Raw genomic sequence first — 19,423 nt, forward strand, 5'->3', positions numbered from 1 at the left:
TCCTTCTATGTCAATCTTCATTGTTTTTAGAAAAGGCGACGCAGCACTCCCCGGGGCGCGGGTCCAGGCCGGCCGCCGAGGGGTCCCGCCCGAGCGCGTCGAGCAGCCCGCGGCACAGCTCCAGGTTCACCGAGCAGACCAGCAGCGGATGCTCCTCGGCCGGCACGTGGAACGGGCAGTTGCGCAGCCGCACCCGGCCGTCCTCCTCGTACGGCTCGTACCCGCGCCGCCGCAGCACCCCGGCGAGATCCTCGCCCTCCTGCGCGAGCCCGGCCCCCGCGCGCCGGGCGGCCTGCTCGGCCCGCTCGTCCCCGCCGAGCAGCTCGACGGCCTCGGCCAGCACCAGGGCGAGGGTGCGGTAGTCCCTGGCGGGCACGCTGACCTGCCACTCCCCCGGCGCCCTGCGGTAGACCTTCGCCGGCCTGCCGCTGCCCGGCCCCGTCCGCTCCGTCAGCCGCCGGAACCCCGCTTCGAGCAGGCCCGCCTCCACGAGCCGGTCGAGGTGGAAGGCGGCCAGGGTCCGCTGCACCCCCACCGCCTCGGCCGCCTCGTTGCGCCCCACGTCCTGGCCCCGGGAGGCCACGTAGTCGTAGACGGCCCGGCGCACCGGGTCGTGGAGTACCGCCACCGTGTCGAGATCGTCGCCGCTCACAGCCCGGATTCTAGGCCGCGGCCCCGGGAGGCCACGCCCTCGCCCGCGGGGGCCTGAGTCCCGAACCCGGGTTCTGGGCCGGGAAAGCACGGAGCCCGGCCGTGCGCGCACGGCCGGGCTCCGGGATGAGGCGAGGTGGGGCGGGATGCCCCGGCGGCGGCCCGGTGGGCCTCGCCGGGGGTGGAACGCCGGATCGGCGGGTCAGTGACTCACCGGTGGCTCAAGCGGGCTCAGTAGGCGCCCAGCACGTCGACCAGGAAGACGAGGGTGTCGGTTCCCTTGATCTTGTCGCCGCTGCCCGCCTTGCCGTAACCGAGGTCCGGCGGGATGCTCAGCAGCACCCGGCTGCCGACCGGGACGCCGACCAGACCCTGGTCCCAGCCCTTGATGACCTTGCCGGCGCCGATCGGGAACATGATCGGCTGACCGCCACGGGACCAGCTGCTGTCGAACTCGACGTCAGAGCCCCAGATCTTCCCGGCGTACTGCACCAGGATCGACTGGCCGGTCTTGACCTCGGGGCCGGTGCCCTTGATCACGGTCTTGGTGACGAGCTCCTTGGGAGCCTTCTTCTTGGTCTTGGTGGTGAGCTTCGGCGCGGCGTCGCCACCCGGGCTCTCCACCTTGATCCCCTCGACACCGGGGTCGGTCGCGGTGCCCTGGGCGGCCTTCGCCTGCGGGACGCCCACCACGTCGACCACGAAGACCTGCGACTGGCCGGGAGGGGCCTGCGCCTGCTGCTCGGCGGGGAGCGCGTCCTTGGCGACGACCGACATGAACCGGCCACCGCCCTTGGTCTCGGCGAAGCCCTTGCGGAGGATCTCCGGGACCTGCTCGTTGAGCGTGATGACCTGCGGCCCGCCCTCGTCGTAGGTCGAACCGGCGATCTTGTTCTCCTTGCCGTCCCAGGTGAAGACGGTGAAGTTGGCGATCACGCTGGTGCCGAGCTTGGCGGCCTCGCCGGTGGTGCCGGGGGTGAGCACCTTGTAGGAGGAGGTCTCGACGACCTTGGACGGGAAGGCGACGGTCGGCTTGGCACCGGCCTGCCCGGTCACCTGCAGCTCGGCGACCCCGCCGCTGCTGCTCGCGGGGCTGGAGGCGCCGGTGGCCACGCCTCCACCGGAGCCACATGCTGCGGCGAACATCAGAGGCACTGCGGCCAGTACGGCCATGCTGCGGCGGCGCATAGGTATCCCTCAAGCAGACGTCAGGTTCGCGCCACACTACCCGTCCCGGCGTACGGAGGAGGTAAGGCCGGGACGAGCTTGCCGAAGTATGACCGTCACATTCCGGCGATGAGCTTGTCCACCCTCTCGTCGACGCTGCGGAAGGGGTCCTTGCACAGCACGGTGCGCTGCGCCTGGTCGTTGAGCTTCAGGTGCACCCAGTCGACGGTGAAGTCGCGGCGCTTCTCCTGCGCCTTGCGGATGAACTCACCGCGCAGCCGGGCCCGGGTGGTCTGCGGCGGCACCGACTTGGCCTCGAAGATCTTCAGATCGGAGGCCACCCGCTCCACCGCGCCGCGCTTCTGCAGCAGGTAGAACAGGCCACGGCGGCGGTGCACGTCGTGGTAGGCGAGGTCGAGCTGGGCGACCCTGGGGCTCGACAGCGGCAGGTCGTACTTCTTGCGGTAGCGCTCGATCAGCTGGTATTTGGTCACCCAGTCGATCTCGCGGGCGACCTTGTCGAGATTGCCCGTCTCGACCGCGTTGAGGGTGCGCTCCCACAGCTCCAGCACCCGGTGGCTGATCTCGTCGCCGCCACGGCGGTCGACGAAGTCGCGGGCCTTGGAGAGGTATTCCTCCTGGATCTCCAGCGAGGACGCCTCGCGGCCGTTGGCCAGCCGGACCCGCCGCCGCCCGGTCATGTCGTGGGAGACCTCGCGGATGGCCCGGATCGGGTTCTCCAGGGACAGGTCGCGCATCACGGTGCCGGCCTCGATCATGCGGAGCACCAGGTCGGTCGCGCCGACCTTGAGCAGCATGGTCGTCTCGCTCATGTTGGAGTCGCCGACGATGACGTGCAGGCGGCGGAACCGCTCGGCGTCGGCGTGCGGCTCGTCACGGGTGTTGATGATCGGGCGCGACCGGGTGGTGGCGCTGGAGACGCCCTCCCAGATGTGCTCGGCCCGCTGGGAGACGCAGTAGACCGCTCCACGCGGGGTCTGCAGCACCTTGCCCGCCCCGCAGATGATCTGCCGGGTGACCAGGAACGGGATCAGCACGTCGGCCAGGCGGCCGAACTCGCCGTGCCGGCCGACCAGGTAGTTCTCGTGGCAGCCGTAGGAGTTGCCCGCGGAGTCGGTGTTGTTCTTGAACAGGTAGATGTCCCCGGCGATGCCCTCCTCGCGGAGACGCTTCTCGGCGTCGACGAGGAGGCCCTCCAGGATGCGCTCGCCCGCCTTGTCGTGGGTGACGAGCTCCACGACGTTGTCACACTCGGGGGTGGCGTACTCGGGGTGGCTGCCCACGTCGAGATACAGGCGCGCCCCGTTGCGGAGGAAGACGTTGCTCGATCGGCCCCAGGAGACGACACGGCGGAATAGATAACGCGCTACCTCGTCGGGCGACAGCCGCCGCTGCCCCCTGAACGTGCAGGTGACGCCGTACTCGTTCTCAAGCCCGAAGATGCGACGATCCATTGCCTCACACTATTCGCCGAACCCCTCTCGCGGGAGGGATCATGGGGTTTTCGGTCGTACGGCTTATGCCCCGGCCTGTGAGCGGCTAAGCGCGGACCGGGCGCGGACGCGGCCCGCGCCCGGTCCGCCGCCGGGCGCGGGCGGGACGGAGGCGCCGGATCGGCGGTCCCGGTCAGCCCCCGCCCTGCCAGAAGATCTCGACAACCTTGGTGATCCTGCCGTTCTCGGTGGTGATCAGGGCCGGCCTGTGGAGGCCTTCCACGCCGGTCAGGGAGGCCGCCTCCCTGACGTTGTCGATCAGCGTCTGGCGGGTGCAGCTCTCGGTGCCGAGGTTGGTGGCCCTGTCGTAGGTCTGCGTCGTGCCGTCGCAGCCGCTGTCGGCGAGGAAGCGCACGTCCTCGGCGATGGGCGCCAGGTAGCGGACCACGTCGCCTTCCTCGGGACCGTCGAAGTGGCCGTCCTCGCCGCCGTTCTGGACGAAGCGGATCGGCCGGTACTCGGCCACCCCGTCGTCGTCCACGTCGGTGAGCCAGCCGCGCAGGACGCCCTCGAAGGGCGGCGGCCGTCCCTTGCTCCAGTCGTGCTCGGGGGCGGCCTGGAACTCGGTACCGAAGAGCTCGGGGGTGGCGGCGGGCGCGGCGGCCGGGGTGGTCTCCGCGGCGGCGTCCGGCGTGCCCGTCGAGGGGGCGGACGCGGAGGGGGGCGGGGCGGCCGGGGTGGCCGAAGTGGCCGGGGTGGTCTCCGCGGCGCAGCCGGACACCAGTGCCACGGCCGCGAGCAGGGCGAGCGCGGGGCCCGCCTCACGGGGGCCGGTCCATCGCGGGGTGGTCGTCCTTCGCGGAGCGGTCCTTCGCGAGGCGACGGGAGCGATCAGGGCCCTTCGCGGGGCGACGGGAGCGGCCAGGGCCCTTCGCGGGGCGGCGGGAGCGGTCAAAGGGGGAACGAGCCTGGTCCAGGCGTGCGGGATGGCGTTCTTCACACAGGCTGTGACCGCCGGTGGACGGCATCGGTTGTCCGGGGAGGGTGTGATCCAGGACACAGCGGAGCGCCGGCCCCCGGGCGGGGGCGGCGCTCCGTGTCGTCGGCGGATGCGGTCAGCCGCTGGATCCGGTGTCGATGTCGCCGTCGGGCGCGGTCGGCGGGGCGCCGGGCGTCTCGGGCGCGGAAAGGGGGTTCTCGTTCTTGGCCGCCTGGGCGGCCGACTCGGCCGCGGGGGCGCCGTCGGCCAGCAGCCGCTCCAGCCTGGGGCCGTTGAGCCGCAGGAACTTGCGGTGCGGCCGGTTGCGGTCGAGCACCGCCACCTCCAGCTGGTTCGCCGGGAAGCGCTCGCCACCCGGCTCGGTCAGCGCGAACAGCGCCGCCTCCAGCGCCTCGGCCAGCGACAGGCCGTCGTGGTAGCGCTCCTTGAGACGGCCCGCCACCGCCTCGGCCTGGCCGCCCATCGCCACCAGGCCCGCCTCGTCGAAGACCGAGCCGTCGAAGGTCAGCCGGTAGATGTGGTCCTCGTCGGAGGAGTCGCCGACCTCGGCGACCACGATCTCCACCTCGAACGGCTTCAGCGACTCGGTGAAGATCTGGCCGAGGTTCTGCGCGTAGAGGTTGGCCAGGCCACGGGCGGTAACGTCGTCGCGGGCGTAGGTGTAGCCGTTGATGTCGGCGTATCGGATGCCGCCGAGGCGCAGGGCCTCGAACTCGTTGTAGCGGCCGACCGCGGCGAAACCGATCTTGTCGTAGATCTCGCTGATCTTGTGCAGCGCCCGGGACGGGTTGGGCGCGACGAACAGGATGCCGTCGGCGTACTGCAGGACGACGACACTACGGCCCCGCGCGATCCCCTTGCGCGCGTAGTCCGCCTTGTCCCGCATCTGCTGCTCGGGCGAGACATATCCAAAAGGCATGGACACCTGGGGTGATCCTCTCGTGTTAGCGCAGCGGGGCGACGGGGCCGTCGGGGCGGTCCGCCCGGGACTCGACCACGACCCGGACGAGCTCTCCGACCTCCTCGTCGGGGAGGCGGTGGTATCCGTCGGCGGTGATCACCGCGACGACGGGCCAGATCTTGCGGATCACGTCCGGGCCACCGGTCGCCGAGTCGTCGTCGGCCGCGTCGTAGAGGGCCTGGATCAGCGTCAGCACCGTGTCCTCGGGTGAGGCGCCCTCGCGGTAGAGCTTCTTCAGGGCGCCCCGCGCGAAGATCGAGCCGGACCCGATGGCGTGGTGCTGGCGCTGCTCGTAGGGGCCGCCGCCCACGTCGTAGCTGAAGATGCGCCCGCCGTCGACGTCGGGGTCGTAGGCGGCGAAGAGCGGGACGACCACGAGCCCCTGCATCGCCATCGGCAGGTTGCCGCGGATCATCGTGGCGAGCCGGTTGGCCTTGCCCGCCACCGAGAGCGTGCGGCCCTCGCGCTTCTCGTAGTGTTCGAGCTCCACCCGGTAGAGGCGGGCCATCTCGATGCCGGTGCTCGCCGCCCCGGCGATGCCCATGCCGGAGTGGTCGTCGGTGCGGAACACCTTCTCCATGTCACGCTGGGAGATGATGTTGCCGGAGGTGGCCCGGCGGTCTCCCGCGATCACCACGCCACCGGCGCACATCGCCGCCACGATCGTGGTGGCGTGCGGGATCTGGTCGCCCACCGGAGTCGCCAGGGCCTCGTTACGGCCAGGCAGCAAGTCCGGCGAATGGGACCTGACGAACTCGGTGAACGAGGAGCTCCCGGTGTCGGTAAAGATGTGATTCACCATGCCGGCGGGCAGGTCCCTATGAGATCCCACGCGACTCCCTCCAAAGGTGCAGTCCTTTAAGGCCCGACCTTACTCATCTTGCCGTGCTGCTTGCACTTCCCTGGATCAGCTCAGCGCGAACCCTCCGCGCGGGGCTTTTGAATCTTTGCGGGTGATCGGCACCGGTCGCCCGATCCGTCGCGGATCTCCCTCGAACGCGACAAATGCGACGAATACGATGGATCCCGCGAAGGCCACGAAGGCGGCACCGATCCCGATCACGCGCCAGCTGGGACGGGGCCGGGGTCTCACGGAGGACGCGAGGGCGGAACCCACGAAGGGCGCGGAGACAGGTACCCGCGAAGAAGACGGGGACGGCGCTCACGAGGGGACGCGAAGAGGGTGCCCGCGGGGAAGGCGGAGCCGGCGCTGAATGCGGGGACGGTGCCCGCGAAGGAGACGAGGGCGGAGCTCACGCAGGGACACGAAGACAGAGCCCCCGGAAGGGCGTCGCGGGGGGCCGGTGCTCGCGGTGATCGTGACGGCGATGTGTGCCGATGGCGTGGTGATCGTGGCGGCGATGGCGCTGGCGGCGCGGTGATCGCGGGCGACCGCCGGGCGGCCTCTCCACCGCGCCGGGCCTCGTCACCCAGACGACGGAGGCGACGGAGGCGACCAAGGCGACTGAAGGGACCGAGGTGACCGAGGTGAAAGAGGGGACGGAGGTGGCGGAGCCGGCGGGAAACGGCCGGCCCGCCGGATCGGGGACGGCCGCGGGCGACCCGGCCCGCGCCTTCCCGCCAAACACTCCGGACGGTTCTCATTCCCTCCGGGAACCATTCCCGGAGGGGCCTCCCCTGATCGGCTCGACGTGCTCACGGCGCTCGGCGGCGGAACGACCGGAAGGACGCCCCCGGCGGGGACGGCCGTACGTCACCCACCCGCCGGGCCCGGCGGGTGCCGGGCCGGGCCGTGGTCAGGACGGATCTTCCGGCCGCTCGCCGGATCCGCCCTCACCCCTGGCCCTGGATTCCACCGGGCGGGCTTACTGCCCGCCCTTCTGCACGTAACTCCTCACGAACTCCTCGGCGTTCTCCTCAAGGACCTCGTCGATCTCGTCGAGGATCGCGTCGACGTCATCGGAGAGCTTCTCGTGACGTTCCTGGACGTCGGAGGTTTCCGCCGGGGCGGTCTCCTCGACCTCCTTGTCGGTACGGCCGGTCTGCTTCTGGCCGCCGGTGTCCTTGCTTGCCATGTGTGGCACCTCCACCTGGGGGACGGATCTGATTCATATCTTCCCCGAACCGGGCGACATTGTGCGCGGATCGTCCCGCGATCTTTACGGGAGCCCGTACGGGCCGTGCCGAGGTCCTGCCCGCCAGGGAACCCTCCCCGGGGCCCCAAGGCAAATCCGTCCCCGCTTGACTGGATAGCACTCCTATCCAATAATTGGCTAGCTCCACTATCCAATGAGAGGCGCCCCCATGTCACCGTCGTCCTTGAACACAGCGGGAATACTCCTCATCACCGTGCCCGCCGCGGCCTTCGGCGGGGTCTCCCTGCTCGGGCACATCATGCGCGGCGTCCCCGGCTACATGGACAATCCGGTGCGGCGCGGCCTGTGGCGGGCCGGGCACGCGCACGCGGGCGTCCTGGTGCTCTTCGCGCTCGTCGCGCTGCTCTACATCGACCAGGCGGACCTGTCCGGCGGCCTGAAGGACCTGTCCCGGATCCTGATCGTGGCGGCGCCCATCCTGATGCCGCTGGGTTTCTTCCTGTCCGTGGTACGCCCCTCCGACACGAAGCCGAACAAGCTGATCTGGCTGGTCCCGGCGGGCGGGGTGTCACTGGGCGCGGGCACGCTGCTGCTCGGCGTCGGTCTCGTGTGAGCCCGCGTGCCCGCGAGACCTCCCCCGGGGCTCACACGAGCCCCGGGGGCCCGTACGCCCCCCGTGTGAGCATCGTCACTCGCGGAATCCGGGCAGATCCGACACTCCTGGAGAGATAAGGAACGTTCCAGGTAGGCCTTCGGGGCTGGAAACTGCGATCATTGGGGGGTGAGCACCATCATCGCGCGCAGATACAAGCTCGTCTCACGCGTCGGCCAGGGGGCGACCGGCGTCGTCTGGCGCGCATATGACCTGCTTCTGGAGCGAGAGGTGGCCCTCAAGGAGATACTCCTGCCACCGGGAGCCGCCGCGGCCGAGCAGCGGCGGCGGGTGGTGAGAGAGGCCCGCATGGCGGCGCGGCTGAGCCACCGGGGCATCGTGACGGTGCACAACCTCACCGAGGAGGCCGAGCGCCTCTGGATCGTCATGGAGTTCCTGGAGGCGCTGACGCTGCACGACACGCTCGTGCAGGCGGGCCCGCTCCCGGTGGACCTGGTGGCGGCGATGGGGTGCCGCCTGCTGGAGGCGTTGCGGCACGCGCACGACGGCGGGGTGATCCACCGCGACATCAAGCCCGCCAACATCATGCTGACCGGCGACCGGGTGGTGCTGGCCGACTTCGGCTTCGCGGCGCCGGAGGGCGCGGCGACGACCTCGACGCGGGGCACCCCGGCGTTCATCGCGCCGGAGGCGCTGCAGGGCAGGGGCGGCACCCGCGAGGCGGACATGTGGTCGTTCGGCGCGACGCTGTACATGGCGGTGGAGGGCCGGACCCCGTTCCGTACGGTGAACTCGATGGCGGCGCTGGTGGCGGCGCTGCGCGAGCCGCCGCGCGCGCCGAAGCGGGCGGGTGCCCTGGAGCCGGTGCTGCGGGGGTTGCTGCGCAAGGATCCGCGGGCGCGGCTGAGCGCCGAGCGGACCTCGAAGATGCTGGACGACGTGCGCTGTTTCAGCGCGGCCTGAGACCGTTCGCGGGCGCGCGCCACTTCTGCGCCACCTGAGACCCTTTCACGGACGCGCGCCGCTTCCGCGGCCGGAGACCGTTCGCGGGCGTAAGCCGCCTCGGCGCCGCCCGAGACCCTTCGCGGACGCGCGCCGCGTCGGCGCGGCCGGGGACCGTTCGCGGGCGTTTCCGAAACGCTTTCACCGGCCCCGGGCCATTTTCCTGATTACACAATCAGGCTTTACGGACATGGAACAACATTCCACTACGCCTATGCGTCTGAATCGTTACAGAGAATCACCGTAGGTAATCACATAGTGCGCTGTTCCAGGTGAAAATATGAATCAGCTGAGGGGCCCGGCTTCTATCGTGCAGCAGGTGATTCATGGGAACAGATGCCGGAAAGGCACGTTTACTAGGTGATCGTTATCACTTGGCCTCGCCGATCGGGCGGGACGGCATGGGAAGGGTGTGGCGAGCCCACGATTCCCTGCTCAGGCGGAATGTGGCGATCAAGGAGATCCAGCCCCGGTTCGGCGAGGACGGGGCGGACATGCACGACGCGCGACGACGGGCGCTGCGCGAGGCGCGCTCGGCCGGGAGACTGAACCACCCGGCCGTGATCTCCGTGCACGACCTCCTGGAGGAGGACGGGCGGCTCTGGATCGTCATGGAGCTCCTGGAGGCCCTCACGCTCAAGGAGACCGTACGGCACCTGGGCCGCCTGCCGATCCACTGGGCGGCGTGGATCGGCTTCCAGCTGCTGAGCGGGCTGCGTCACGCGCACGGGGCGGGCGTCCTGCACCGGGACATCAACCCGCGCAACATCCTGCTCACCGGCGACCGGGTGGTACTGGCCGACTTCGGCATCGCGGCACTGCACGGCGACCCGGACACCTCCGCGACCCTGCCGACCGTCCCCGTTCCCACCTTCGTCGCGCCGGAGCGGCTGCGGGGCGGGCCGCCGACCCCCGCGGGCGACCTGTGGTCGTTCGGGGCGAGCCTGTACTTCGCGGTGGAGGGCCGGCCGCCGCGCCCCCTCTCCCGTACGCCGGCGCCGCGTGATCCGGCGGGCGGGCACCAGGAGCAGGTGGCGCGGGCGGGGGTGTTGTGGCCCGTCCTGGAGGGCCTGCTCCGGCGCGACCCGGCCTCCCGGATCAGCATGGGGCAGGCGGGCCGCATGCTGTCGGCGCTCCTCCACACGGAGGGGGTGGCCCTCGCCCCGCCACGGCTGCCCGCCGCCCGGCTGCCGCCGGACACCTTAACCTGAAAGCTCACGGGGCCTTCGCCCGGCACCCAACGGGACCTCGCGCGGCCTTTGGACGGGCATTCAGGATGGGATTCGCTTTTTCCCGCCACCCGGGTGAGGCCGAGGTTGCCCGGCCAGGCCGGACGCGTTTCCCGAACGGACGGGATTGACCGGAACGGATGGAACTCGAAAAACCACTAAAGATCGAATATCGGCATTCTCGATCTTCAAACCTCTTTGACGGTCTCTGACGATCACGAATAGGCATCGAAAGAAGTCAGACGACAGGGACCCGGCGGCAGGCCTCGACGAACCTGGAGGCCAGCCGGGGGCTGCCGGCCCAGTGCAGATGCAGGTAGGAGGCGGTGACCCGGCCGTCGGCGAATCCGTCGGCGCCGCCACGCCAGCGGAACAGCGGCCGGTCGGGGGCGGGCTCGACCGCGGTGCGGTGGAACTCGTGGCCCCGGTAGCGCTCCCCGTCCCTGGTGAGCGGTGAGTCGCGGACGGCCACCGCGTCCCGGTAGCCGAGGGTGAGGGTGCCGGTCATCCTGGCCTCGACGTCGAGGACCCCGCACATCGGCATGCCGTCCAGCCTCCTGGCGAGGTACAGCAGGCCCGCGCACTCGGCCGAGATCGGCCCGTCGAACGCGGCGACCCGCTCGCGCAGCGGCTCGTTGGCCGACAGCTCGGCCGCGTAGACCTCGGGGAAGCCGCCCCCGATGACGATCCCGCGAGCCCCCTCGGGGAGGGTCTCGTCGACGAGCGGATCGAAGGGGACCACCTCGGCGCCCGCCGCCGCCAGCAACTCGGCCTGCTCGGTGTAGCCGAAGGTGAAGGCCTGCCCTCCGGCGACCGCGATCCTCGTGACGGGGGCGGCGGGCGGCCCGGGGCTCCACGGGACGGCCGCCGGCGGCGGCGCGGTACGGGCCAGGCGCAGGATCTCCTCCAGGTCGCAGGAGGCGGCGACCAGGTCCGCGACGGCGTCCATGGCCCGCACGGCCTGGGTGCGGCGCTCGGCGGCGGGGACCAGGCCCAGGTGCCTGGAGGGGGTGGCGACGGCGTCGCTGCGGCGGATCGCGCCGAGCACCGGGACACCGCTCCCGGCGAGCGCCTCGCGGCAGATGGCCTCGTGCCGCTCGGAGCCGATCCGGTTGAGGATCACCCCGCCGAGCCTGATCCGGGTGTCGTAGGAGGCGAACCCGTGCACCAGCGCCGCCACGGAACGGCTCTGCTTGGCCGCGTCCACGACCAGGACCACCGGGGCGCCGAGCAGCCTGGCGACGTGCGCGGTGGAGGCGAACTCGGTGGAGCCCGCGCCGTCGTACAGGCCCATCACGCCCTCCACGACCGCGACGTCCGCCCCGGCCGCGCCGTGCAGGAACAGCGGGGCGACGAGCTCCTCCCCCACCAGCCAGGGGTCGAGGTTGCGTCCCGGCCGGCCGGTGGCCATCGCGTGGTAGCTGGGATCGATGTAGTCGGGCCCCACCTTGTGCGGGGAGACCGCCAAGCCCCGGCGGGCGAGGGCGGCCATCAGACCGGTCGCCACGGTCGTCTTGCCCGCTCCGGAGGCGGGGGCCGCGATGACCAGCCGGGCTACCATTCGATGCCCTTCTGGCCCTTCTGCCCGGCGTCCATCGGGTGCTTGATCTTGCCCATCTCCGTGACGAGGTCGGCGGCGTCGAGCAGCCGGGGGTCGGCGTCACGGCCGGTGACGACGACGTGCTGGCCGCCGGGACGCCCGCGCAGGGTCTCGACCACCTCGTCGACGTCGATCCAGCCCCACTTCATCGGGTACGTGAACTCGTCGAGCACGTACAGGCGGAACGTCTCGGCGGCGAGGTCGCGCTTGATCTGCTCCCAGCCCTCGCGGGCGTCGGCGGCGTGGTCCTCCTCGCTGCCGGGGCGCTGGATCCAGGACCAGCCCTCGCCCATCTTGTGCCAGGAGACCGGCCCGCCCTCGCCGGAGTCGCCGAGCACCCGCAGCGCCCGCTCCTCGCCGATGCGCCACTTGGCGGACTTCACGAACTGGAAGACCCCGATCGGCCAGCCCTGGTTCCAGGCGCGCAGGGCCAGGCCGAAGGCCGCGGTGGACTTGCCCTTGCCCGGTCCCGTGTGGACGATCAGCAGCGGCCGGGTGCGGCGCTGCCTGGTGGTCAGGCCGTCCTCGGGCACGCTGACGGGTTTGCCCTGCGGCATCGTCGCCCTCCCTTCACTGTCGTGCGGCTACTGTCGTACGGCTCATGTCGTGCGGCGCGGTGTCCTGACTGTCCCCACCGTCCCGCCGTCCTCGCTGTTTCGCCGTCCTCGCCGGCCGTTCGTGGTCACGCGGAGCGCCCCGTCCTCGCCGGTCCGTCGCGGTCACGCGGCGCCGCGCCGCTCGCGGACCATCCCGGCCAGGTCGGTGAGATCGTCGAGGCGTACGGTCTCCGCGCCCATCCGCGCCGCCAGAGAGGCGGCGAGGCCGAGGCGCACGTGGCCGCCCTCGCAGTCGACCACCACCCCAGCCACCCCGGCCAGCAGTCCCGCCGCGCGGTGGGACTCCTCGACGGTGCCCGAGGTGGCCCGCCCGTCGGTGACCAGGACCACCAGCGGGCGCCTGGACGGGTCGCGCAGGCGCTCGACCCGCAGCACCTCGGCGGCCCGCAGCAGACCCGCGGCCAGCGGGGTACGCCCCCCGGTGGGGAGCTCGCGCAGCCGGGCCGCGCCGGCCTCGACGGAGGAGGTCGGCGGCAGGACCAGGTCGGCGCGGGCGCCCCGGAAGGTGACGAGCCCCACCTTGTCGCGGCGCTGGTAGGCGTCGAGGAGCAGGCCGAGCACCGCGCTCTTGACCGCCCGCATGCGCTGCCTGGCGGCCATGGAACCGCTGGCGTCCACCACGAACAGCACCAGGTTGCCCTCGCGGCCCTCGCGGACCGCCTCCCTGAGGTCGCCGCGCCGCAGCAGCAGTCCCGGCCCGCTCCTGCCCCGCGCGACCTGGTACGGGGCGGCGGCGCCGACGGTGGCCCGCAGGTGGAGGGAGCCGGTGTGGCCCTCGGGGACCCGGGCCCCCGTGGTACGGCCCAGGGGCGTCCTGGCACGCGACCGGCGCCCCGGGGCTCCCCCGCCGACGCCTGGGACGGTGAACAGCCTGGTCCTGCCTCCGGGCTCGGCGTCGAAGGTCCGCTCGCGGGCCGGTGCTCCCCCGGTCGTCCCCGCCGGTTCGCCGGGATCCGCGGTGGAGGCGGCGGGCCCCCGCGTCCCGGGGCCGGGACCGCCGGGGACGTCCGGGGCCGCGGGCCGGGAGGTGTCCCCGTCACCGGGAGCGCCCGTGTCTCCCGGGTCGCCCGGGTCCTCGGAGGTGGCGTCCCCGGCCTCGGTACCGCCGCCGGGCGCCGGTCCGTCCGGGCCGCCGTCGGGATCGGTGCCCCCCGGGCCGCCGGAGTCGTCCGGGCCCTCCGGGTCCTCAGGGCCGTCGGGGTCGTCGGGGATCCGGTCCAGGAGGTCCTGGAGCTTGGACTCGTCCAGGCCCGGCGCGTCGAAGGGGTCGCGGCGGCGGCGGTGCGGGAGCGCGAGCCTGGCGGCCTCCCGTACGTCGTCGGCGGTGACGGTGGTGCGGCCCTGCCAGGCGGCGTGCGCGATCGCCGCGCCGGCGGTGACCAGGTCGGCCCGGAGCCCGTCCACCTCGAACCCCGCGCAGACGGTGGCGATCCTGAGCAGTGCCGCGTCCGGCAGGACGACCCGGGGAACCCGGGCGCGCGCCTCGGCGATGCGCGCGGCCAGCGCCCGCTCCTCGTCCGACCAGGCGGCGGCGAAGGCGTCGGGGTCGGCCTCGAAGTCCAGGCGGCGCCGCACCACGTCCACCCGCTGGGACGGTTCCCGCGAGGCCCGGACCTCCACGGTCAGCCCGAAGCGGTCGAGCAGCTGCGGGCGCAGCTCCCCCTCCTCGGGGTTCATCGTCCCGACCAGCAGGAACCGGGCGGCGTGCCGTACCGACACCCCCTCGCGCTCGACGTAGCAGGTGCCGAGGGCGGCGGCGTCGAGCAGCAGGTCCACCAGGTGGTCGTGGAGGAGGTTGACCTCGTCCACGTACAGGACGCCCCGGTGGGCGCTCGCCAGGAGGCCGGGTTCGAAGGACTTCACGCCCTCGGTGAGGGCCCGCTCGATGTCGAGGGACCCGACGAGGCGGTCCTCGGAGGCGCCGACGGGCAGCTCGACCAGGCGGGCGGGCCGCGCGGCGCCGTCCCGCGCGGTGTCGGGCCGAGCCACGCCTGGCTGAGTTTCGTCGGGCCGCGGCACGGTGGCGGACCGGGCTCCACCGGGCTGAACCCCATCGGGCCGAGCTCCATCTGGCTGAGCTTCGTCGGGCCGCACGGTGGCGGGTGGGGCGGGCAGGGGCGCCGGGGGTGTACGACCCTCGTGCGGGCCGTCCGGGCAGCCGGGGTCGGGGGCGGCGGGGTCGCAGGAGAAGCGGCAGCCGGTCACCACCTCGACGGGCGGCAGGAGCGCGGCCAGCGCCCGCACGATCGTGGACTTGGCGGTGCCCTTCTCCCCCCTGACCAGCACTCCCCCGACGCGGGGGGAGACCGCGTTGAGGATCAGCGCAAGTTTCAGGTCCTCCAGCCCCACGATCGCGGTGAAGGGATAGCGGGAGTCAGGCACCTTCGGGATCTCCTGTCCGTCTCGTCGAAATCAAAGGGCGCCGGGCGCTCGGGCCGCCATCAGGAGTAGCTGAGCCGCCAGCGCCCGCCGCGCCCTGTGAGCGTCACGCGGGCCAGCGGCGCGACGTCGACGCGCCAGAAGGCCTGGGCGGGGGCGCCGAGGGCGTGGACGACCGCGGCGCGGACGACCGCCGGGTGGGTGACCGCGACGGCCCTGCCGGGGGTGCGGACGGCGAGCCAGCCGGACACCCGGTCGAGGAGCGCGGTGACCGGCTCCCCGCCGTGCGGCGCCGCGCCGGGGTCGCCGAGCCAGGAGGCGAGCGCCTCGGGTTCGGCGGCCTCGACCTCGCCGAGCGTCATCCCGCTCCAGCGGCCGTAGTCGCAGTCGGCCAGCAGCGGGTCGTGCTCGGCCCGCAGGCCGAGCGCCGCCGCCGTCTGGACGCAGCGCAGCTCCGGTGGGCAGGCCGCGGGCCCCGGGCCGAGGTCCCGCGCCATCCCCTCGGCCCGGCGCAGGCCGCGTTCGTCGAGTGGTTCGTCACCCGGGAACGCGGCCCGTACCGTCGCCGAGGTGGAGGCGTGGCAGACCAGGAGCAGGCGGGTGACCCCCGAGGGGGTCGTCACACCGGGCCGCGCCTGCGGGCGGCGAAGGCGAACAGCGCGCCGACACCGGCCCAGAAGACCACCTGGGTCCCTATGGAGGCGACCCTGAAGTCCCACAGGAGGTCGGCGGGGAAGCCCCGGGGCACCTCCGAGATCTCCGGCAGGAGGATCCAGGCCGCGACGACGGGGACCAGGAAGGTGGCGCCCGCCGACAGCCAGCGCACCCACGGTTCGCTCCGCGAGGCGTAGCGGTAGGCGGCGACGGCCGCGGCGACGGCGAGGATCCCGATGACCACCGCGACCAGATAGAGCACGGTGCGCTGGTTGATGGTCTCCGGATCGCCGACGGCCGGAGGGTTGGCGGGATACTTCACGAAGGGGATGAGGACGACGGAGGTGAACGCGGCGGCGGCGAGGGTGACGGCGAGCACCGGTTCCGAGCGGGGTCCCGCACGGCCGCGTACGGCCGCGTAGACGAGGGAGAACAGGCCTCCGATCGCCAGGCCGTACAGGCCGAGGGCGAGGAAGAGCCCGGCGCGCTGCCCGTCCCTGCTGACCAGCGCCTCCTCCTCGTCGTGGGAGTGGGCGGCGGTCCCGGTGTCGTCGTGTGTCCCGGCCGGGGCGGCGGCCGCGGCGGCCGCCTCCTCCAGCGCGATGGCCTGGTCGATGCGCGGTTCGCCGACGGTGTAGGCGAAGACGGCCGCGAGCAGCCCTGCGAGCAGTCCGGCGACGAGGCCCCGGACGATGAGTTTGGTGATCACCTGTGGCTCAGTGGCACGGAACGCCGAGCAGGTGACGCCCGTCGTGCATGAGTTCGTGCAGGTAGTTTCCCGCCTGGGAGATCGCTCCCTGGTCGAAGGTGACCAGGTAGGCGAGGAGCAGCAGCACCGGTACGGCGAGCAGCCAGCGGGTGAGCGAGGGCCATGGGATGGGCTGAACGTGCGGTGCCGAGATCTGGCTCACGGCCACCTCCTCCGGGATTTACGCGTCCCTTTTCGTAGGTCGGTGGCGGCCGAGTGTGACCTGACTTCCGGCTCCGGGGAGCCGGTTACAGTGGCGCGACCGCACCGGAATCTCACCGGATTTCCCTCGCACCGCCACAAAACACCCGGAACGTATCCCGGTTCTCCGTCCCCCGTCAATCCGGGTGTCCGGTTTGCCGGGATCCGGTCGTCACGGGGTCCGGGCACGCCGAGGGGGAGGCGGTCCGGGGCCGGACCGCCTCCCCCTCTCAGGCCCCTCAGGACCTCTTGGGACCTCTCAGCAGGTCACTGCTCGCCGGTCAGCGCCGTCACCAGCTCCGCGGCGGTACGGCAGCGGTCGAACAGCTCGCCCACGTGGGCCTTGGTGCCGCGCAGCGGCTCAAGGGTGGGGACGCGCTGCAGCGACTCGCGGCCGGGGATGTCGAAGATGACCGAGTCCCAGGAGGCCGCGGCCACCGACTCGCTGTACTGGCTCAGGCAGCGGCCCCGGAAGTAGGCCCGGGTGTCGTTGGGCGGCACCTCGATGGCCCGCTGGACCTCTTCCTCGGTCACCAGGCGCTGCATGCGGCCCCGGGCGACGAGCCGGTTGTAGAGCCCCCGGTCGGGGCGGATGTCGGAGTACTGGAGGTCGACGAGCTGCAGGCGCGGGTGCGACCAGGGCAGGCCGTCACGGGTCCGGTAGCCCTCCAGGAGCTCCAGCTTGGCCACCCAGTCGAGCTCCCTGGACAGCTGCATCGGGTCCTCCGCCAGGCGGGTGAGGACCGACTCCCAGCGCTCCAGGATGTCCTTGGTGGGCTCGTCCAGGCCGTTGGCGCTGCGCTCCTCGGCGTACTTGCGGGCGAGCTCCAGATACTCCATCTGCAACTGCACCGCCGTCAGCTTGCGGCCGTCGCGCATGGAGATCTCGTACTTGAGCGTGGGGTCGTGCGAGACCGCGCGCAGAGCCTGGACGGGGTTGTCCACGGCGAGGTCGCGGGTGAAGTAGTTGTCCTCGATCATGGCCAGGACGAGCGCGGTCGATCCCAGCTTCAGGTAGGTCGAGATCTCCGACATGTTGGCGTCGCCGATGATGACGTGCAGGCGGCGGTACTTCTCCGGGTCGGCGTGGGGCTCGTCCCGGGTGTTGATGATCGGCCGCTTGAGCGTCGTCTCCAGGCCCACCTCGACCTCGAAGAAGTCGGCCCGCTGGCTGATCTGGAAGCCCTCGCCCCGGGAGTCCTGGCCGATGCCGACCTTGCCCGCGCCGGTGACGACCTGCCGGGAGACGAAGAACGGCGTCAGGTGCCTGACGATGTCGGCGAACGAGGTGGCCCGGCGCATGAGGTAGTTCTCATGACAGCCGTAGGAGGCGCCCTTGTTGTCGGTGTTGTTCTTGTAGAGCTGGATCGGGGCGTTGGCCGGCATCGCCGAGGCGCGGACCGCCGCGTCGTGCATCACCCGCTCGCCCGCCTTGTCCCAGATCACCGCCGCCCGGGGGTTGGTGCACTCGGGCGTGGAGTATTCGGGGTGGGCGTGGTCGACGTACAGCCGGGCCCCGTTGGTGAGGATCACGTTCGCCAGGCCGAGGTCCTCGTCGGTCAGCTGGCTCTGGTCGGCCACCTCCCGCGCGAGGTCGAACCCCCGTGCGTCCCGCAGCGGGTTCTCCTCCTCGAAGTCCCATCGCGCGCGCCGTGCCCTGGCGGCCGAGGCCGCCAGATAGGCGTTCACGACCTGAGAGGAGGTCACCATCGCGTTGGCCCCCGGCTGTCCGGGCACGGAGATGCCGTATTCGGTCTCGATGCCCATCACCCGCCGTACCGTCATGCGCACCCTCTGTTCGTCAGGGACTGATTCTCTCCGTGGTATCTATTCTCGACCCTAGACCCTTCACTATGCCCGGTGGTCGGACAGTTATGGCACCGAAGCCTTTTCGCCCGTTGCGAGGGGGATCGAGGAGAGCGCGGGGAGGTGTGACGGGGACGGGGATGCGGCCCTTCTCCGCCTCCTGGACTTGACGAACTCCTGAAGCGGGCGCTCGGCCACCCGGTACACCACGTACGAGAAGGCCATCGCGGCCAGCACGGTGACCAGCGCGGTCAGCGGGGGCGGCAGGGTGTCCCGCAGGGCGGGGACGATCAGGACCGCGGCCGGGGTGTGGAACAGGTAGAGCGGGTACGTGAGCGCGCCCAGGACGACCAGGCCGCGCCAGCGCAGCCACCCCAGCCAGCCGAGCGCCACCATCGCCATGAGCACGTAGAAGCCGATCACGGTGGCGGCCACGGCCCACGGGGGCACGGGCATCGCGGCGTAGCCGACGTTCTCGATCCGCCCGGCCACCCGGTCCATCGCCGCGTTGACGGCGAGGCCGCCGCTGATCCCGGCGAGACACCACAGGACGAGCCTGGGGCCGAACCTGGTCATCAGGAAGAACGCCATGCCGCCGACGAAGTACGCGGCGTACTTGGGCATGACCACCAGGTCCACCCAGGCCTCCTCGCTCCCGGCGAAGAACCCGGCCGCCAGCAGCCAGACGCCCATGAAGGCGAGGCAGCGGTTGAGCGTCACCCCCACGATCACCAGGATCGAGATCAGCACGTAGAAGCGGAGCTCCACCCAGAGCGACCAGTAGACGCCGTTGGCGTCGTAGACGCCGAAGGCCCGCTGGAGCATCGTGAGGTTGACCCCGTACTCGCCGAGGCTGAGCTTGGGGTCCAGGGCCGTGGCGGCGGTGAGCCCGTAGACGGCGGCGGTGACGGCCACGCTGACCCAGTAGGCGGGAAAGAGCCGCACCAGCCGGGAGAGGGCGAACGCCCCCAGGCCTCGCCCCCAGATGCTCATCAGGATCACGAAGCCGCTGATCATGAAGAACAGCTCGACGCCGAGGATGCCGAGCCCGGAGACGGTGGAGATCGCCGGGAACAGCTCGGCCGGGCGGTCGCCCCACACCGAGGCGAAGGCGATGAAGTAGTGGAAGGCGAGCACCGCGATGGCGGCGAGGAAGCGCAGGAGGTCGAGCTCGGCGAGGCGGCCGCTTCCCCGAAGCGCCTCGCGGGAGCCCGTGCCGTTCACCGGGCGGCCGGACCGGAATGTTCACGCACGCCACTTGGACGGCGTCTCGATCATTCGGGT

General features: G+C 71.8%; 18 protein-coding genes and 1 riboswitch. Of the genes, 3 read left to right on the plus strand and 15 right to left on the minus strand.

Going from position 1 to position 19,423, the window contains the following annotated elements; translation table 11 throughout:
• Positions 1-10: 10 nt before the first annotated feature.
• From ACSC1Q_RS17525 to ACSC1Q_RS17555, 7 genes are all read right to left on the minus strand, one after another.
• Positions 11-652, minus strand: coding sequence for a helix-turn-helix transcriptional regulator (locus ACSC1Q_RS17525; protein WP_436759772.1), 642 nt, complete (start codon positions 650-652; stop codon positions 11-13).
• 230 nt (positions 653-882) lie between these two features.
• Positions 883-1,839, minus strand: coding sequence for an FKBP-type peptidyl-prolyl cis-trans isomerase (locus tag ACSC1Q_RS17530; protein ID WP_436759773.1), 957 nt, complete (start codon positions 1,837-1,839; stop codon positions 883-885).
• 95 nt (positions 1,840-1,934) lie between these two features.
• Positions 1,935-3,293: a Pup--protein ligase gene (pafA, locus tag ACSC1Q_RS17535; protein ID WP_030904553.1), complete on the minus strand. Its 1,359-nt coding sequence runs from the start codon at positions 3,291-3,293 to the stop codon at positions 1,935-1,937.
• A gap of 172 nt (positions 3,294-3,465) precedes the next feature.
• On the minus strand, positions 3,466-4,272 hold the full coding sequence (locus ACSC1Q_RS17540; protein WP_436759774.1) for a hypothetical protein: 807 nt from the start codon (positions 4,270-4,272) through the stop codon (positions 3,466-3,468).
• Positions 4,273-4,387: 115 nt separating this feature from the next.
• Positions 4,388-5,191 carry a proteasome subunit alpha gene (gene prcA / locus ACSC1Q_RS17545; RefSeq protein WP_436759775.1) on the minus strand — a complete coding sequence of 268 codons (804 nt, stop codon included), beginning with the start codon at positions 5,189-5,191 and terminating at the stop codon, positions 4,388-4,390.
• 25 nt (positions 5,192-5,216) lie between these two features.
• Positions 5,217-6,035, minus strand: coding sequence for a proteasome subunit beta (gene prcB, locus ACSC1Q_RS17550; RefSeq protein WP_436759942.1), 819 nt, complete (start codon positions 6,033-6,035; stop codon positions 5,217-5,219).
• A gap of 1,024 nt (positions 6,036-7,059) precedes the next feature.
• Positions 7,060-7,269, minus strand: a complete 210-nt coding sequence (locus ACSC1Q_RS17555; RefSeq protein ID WP_329079325.1) for a ubiquitin-like protein Pup — start codon at positions 7,267-7,269, stop codon at positions 7,060-7,062.
• A 229-nt stretch (positions 7,270-7,498) separates the two neighbouring features.
• Here ACSC1Q_RS17555 and ACSC1Q_RS17560 point away from each other — a divergent pair, with 229 nt between their 5' ends.
• The 3 genes from ACSC1Q_RS17560 (at position 7,499) to ACSC1Q_RS17570 (ending at position 10,116) form a co-directional block, all read left to right on the plus strand.
• Positions 7,499-7,903 carry a hypothetical protein gene (locus ACSC1Q_RS17560; RefSeq protein WP_436759776.1) on the plus strand — a complete coding sequence of 135 codons (405 nt, stop codon included), beginning with the start codon at positions 7,499-7,501 and terminating at the stop codon, positions 7,901-7,903.
• Positions 7,904-8,071: 168 nt separating this feature from the next.
• Positions 8,072-8,866 carry a serine/threonine-protein kinase gene (locus ACSC1Q_RS17565; protein ID WP_436759777.1) on the plus strand — a complete coding sequence of 265 codons (795 nt, stop codon included), beginning with the start codon at positions 8,072-8,074 and terminating at the stop codon, positions 8,864-8,866.
• A 413-nt stretch (positions 8,867-9,279) separates the two neighbouring features.
• On the plus strand, positions 9,280-10,116 hold the full coding sequence (locus ACSC1Q_RS17570; RefSeq protein WP_436759778.1) for a serine/threonine-protein kinase: 837 nt from the start codon (positions 9,280-9,282) through the stop codon (positions 10,114-10,116).
• A gap of 256 nt (positions 10,117-10,372) precedes the next feature.
• On the opposite strand, the gene ACSC1Q_RS17575 is transcribed toward ACSC1Q_RS17570, so the two are convergent.
• The 8 genes from ACSC1Q_RS17575 to ACSC1Q_RS17610 all read right to left on the minus strand — a co-directional run bounded on the left by ACSC1Q_RS17575 (position 10,373) and on the right by ACSC1Q_RS17610 (position 19,363).
• Positions 10,373-11,695: a cobyrinic acid a,c-diamide synthase CobB gene (locus ACSC1Q_RS17575; RefSeq protein ID WP_436759779.1), complete on the minus strand. Its 1,323-nt coding sequence runs from the start codon at positions 11,693-11,695 to the stop codon at positions 10,373-10,375.
• A complete protein-coding gene (gene cobO / locus ACSC1Q_RS17580) occupies positions 11,689-12,291 on the minus strand; it encodes a cob(I)yrinic acid a,c-diamide adenosyltransferase (RefSeq protein WP_329079316.1) in 603 nt (200 codons plus the stop codon). Before cobO ends, ACSC1Q_RS17575 begins: the two co-directional genes overlap by 7 nt.
• 162 nt (positions 12,292-12,453) lie before the next feature.
• Complete coding sequence (locus ACSC1Q_RS17585) at positions 12,454-14,733, minus strand: VWA domain-containing protein (RefSeq protein WP_436759780.1); 2,280 nt, start codon at positions 14,731-14,733, stop codon at positions 12,454-12,456.
• A 59-nt stretch (positions 14,734-14,792) separates the two neighbouring features.
• A complete protein-coding gene (locus ACSC1Q_RS17590; RefSeq protein ID WP_436759781.1) occupies positions 14,793-15,353 on the minus strand; it encodes a histidine phosphatase family protein in 561 nt (186 codons plus the stop codon).
• On the minus strand, positions 15,350-16,093 hold the full coding sequence (locus ACSC1Q_RS17595; RefSeq protein WP_436759782.1) for a CbtA family protein: 744 nt from the start codon (positions 16,091-16,093) through the stop codon (positions 15,350-15,352). The genes ACSC1Q_RS17590 and ACSC1Q_RS17595 overlap by 4 nt, the downstream gene beginning before the upstream one ends.
• Positions 16,094-16,100: 7 nt before the next feature.
• Positions 16,101-16,295: a CbtB domain-containing protein gene (locus tag ACSC1Q_RS17600; RefSeq protein WP_350967788.1), complete on the minus strand. Its 195-nt coding sequence runs from the start codon at positions 16,293-16,295 to the stop codon at positions 16,101-16,103.
• Positions 16,296-16,312: 17 nt separating this feature from the next.
• Positions 16,313-16,446, minus strand: a riboswitch (adenosylcobalamin (AdoCbl) riboswitch).
• A 154-nt stretch (positions 16,447-16,600) separates the two neighbouring features.
• The gene (dop, locus tag ACSC1Q_RS17605) at positions 16,601-18,118 is read right to left on the minus strand and encodes a depupylase/deamidase Dop (protein WP_436759783.1); all 1,518 of its coding nucleotides are present in this window, start codon (positions 18,116-18,118) and stop codon (positions 16,601-16,603) included.
• A gap of 87 nt (positions 18,119-18,205) precedes the next feature.
• A complete protein-coding gene (locus tag ACSC1Q_RS17610; protein WP_436759784.1) occupies positions 18,206-19,363 on the minus strand; it encodes an acyltransferase family protein in 1,158 nt (385 codons plus the stop codon).
• Positions 19,364-19,423: the final 60 nt, after the last annotated feature.

Origin of the sequence: Streptosporangium heterodermiicola (assembly GCF_051390675.1) — a bacterium.
In the GTDB taxonomy this organism is placed as follows: domain Bacteria; phylum Actinomycetota; class Actinomycetes; order Streptosporangiales; family Streptosporangiaceae; genus Streptosporangium.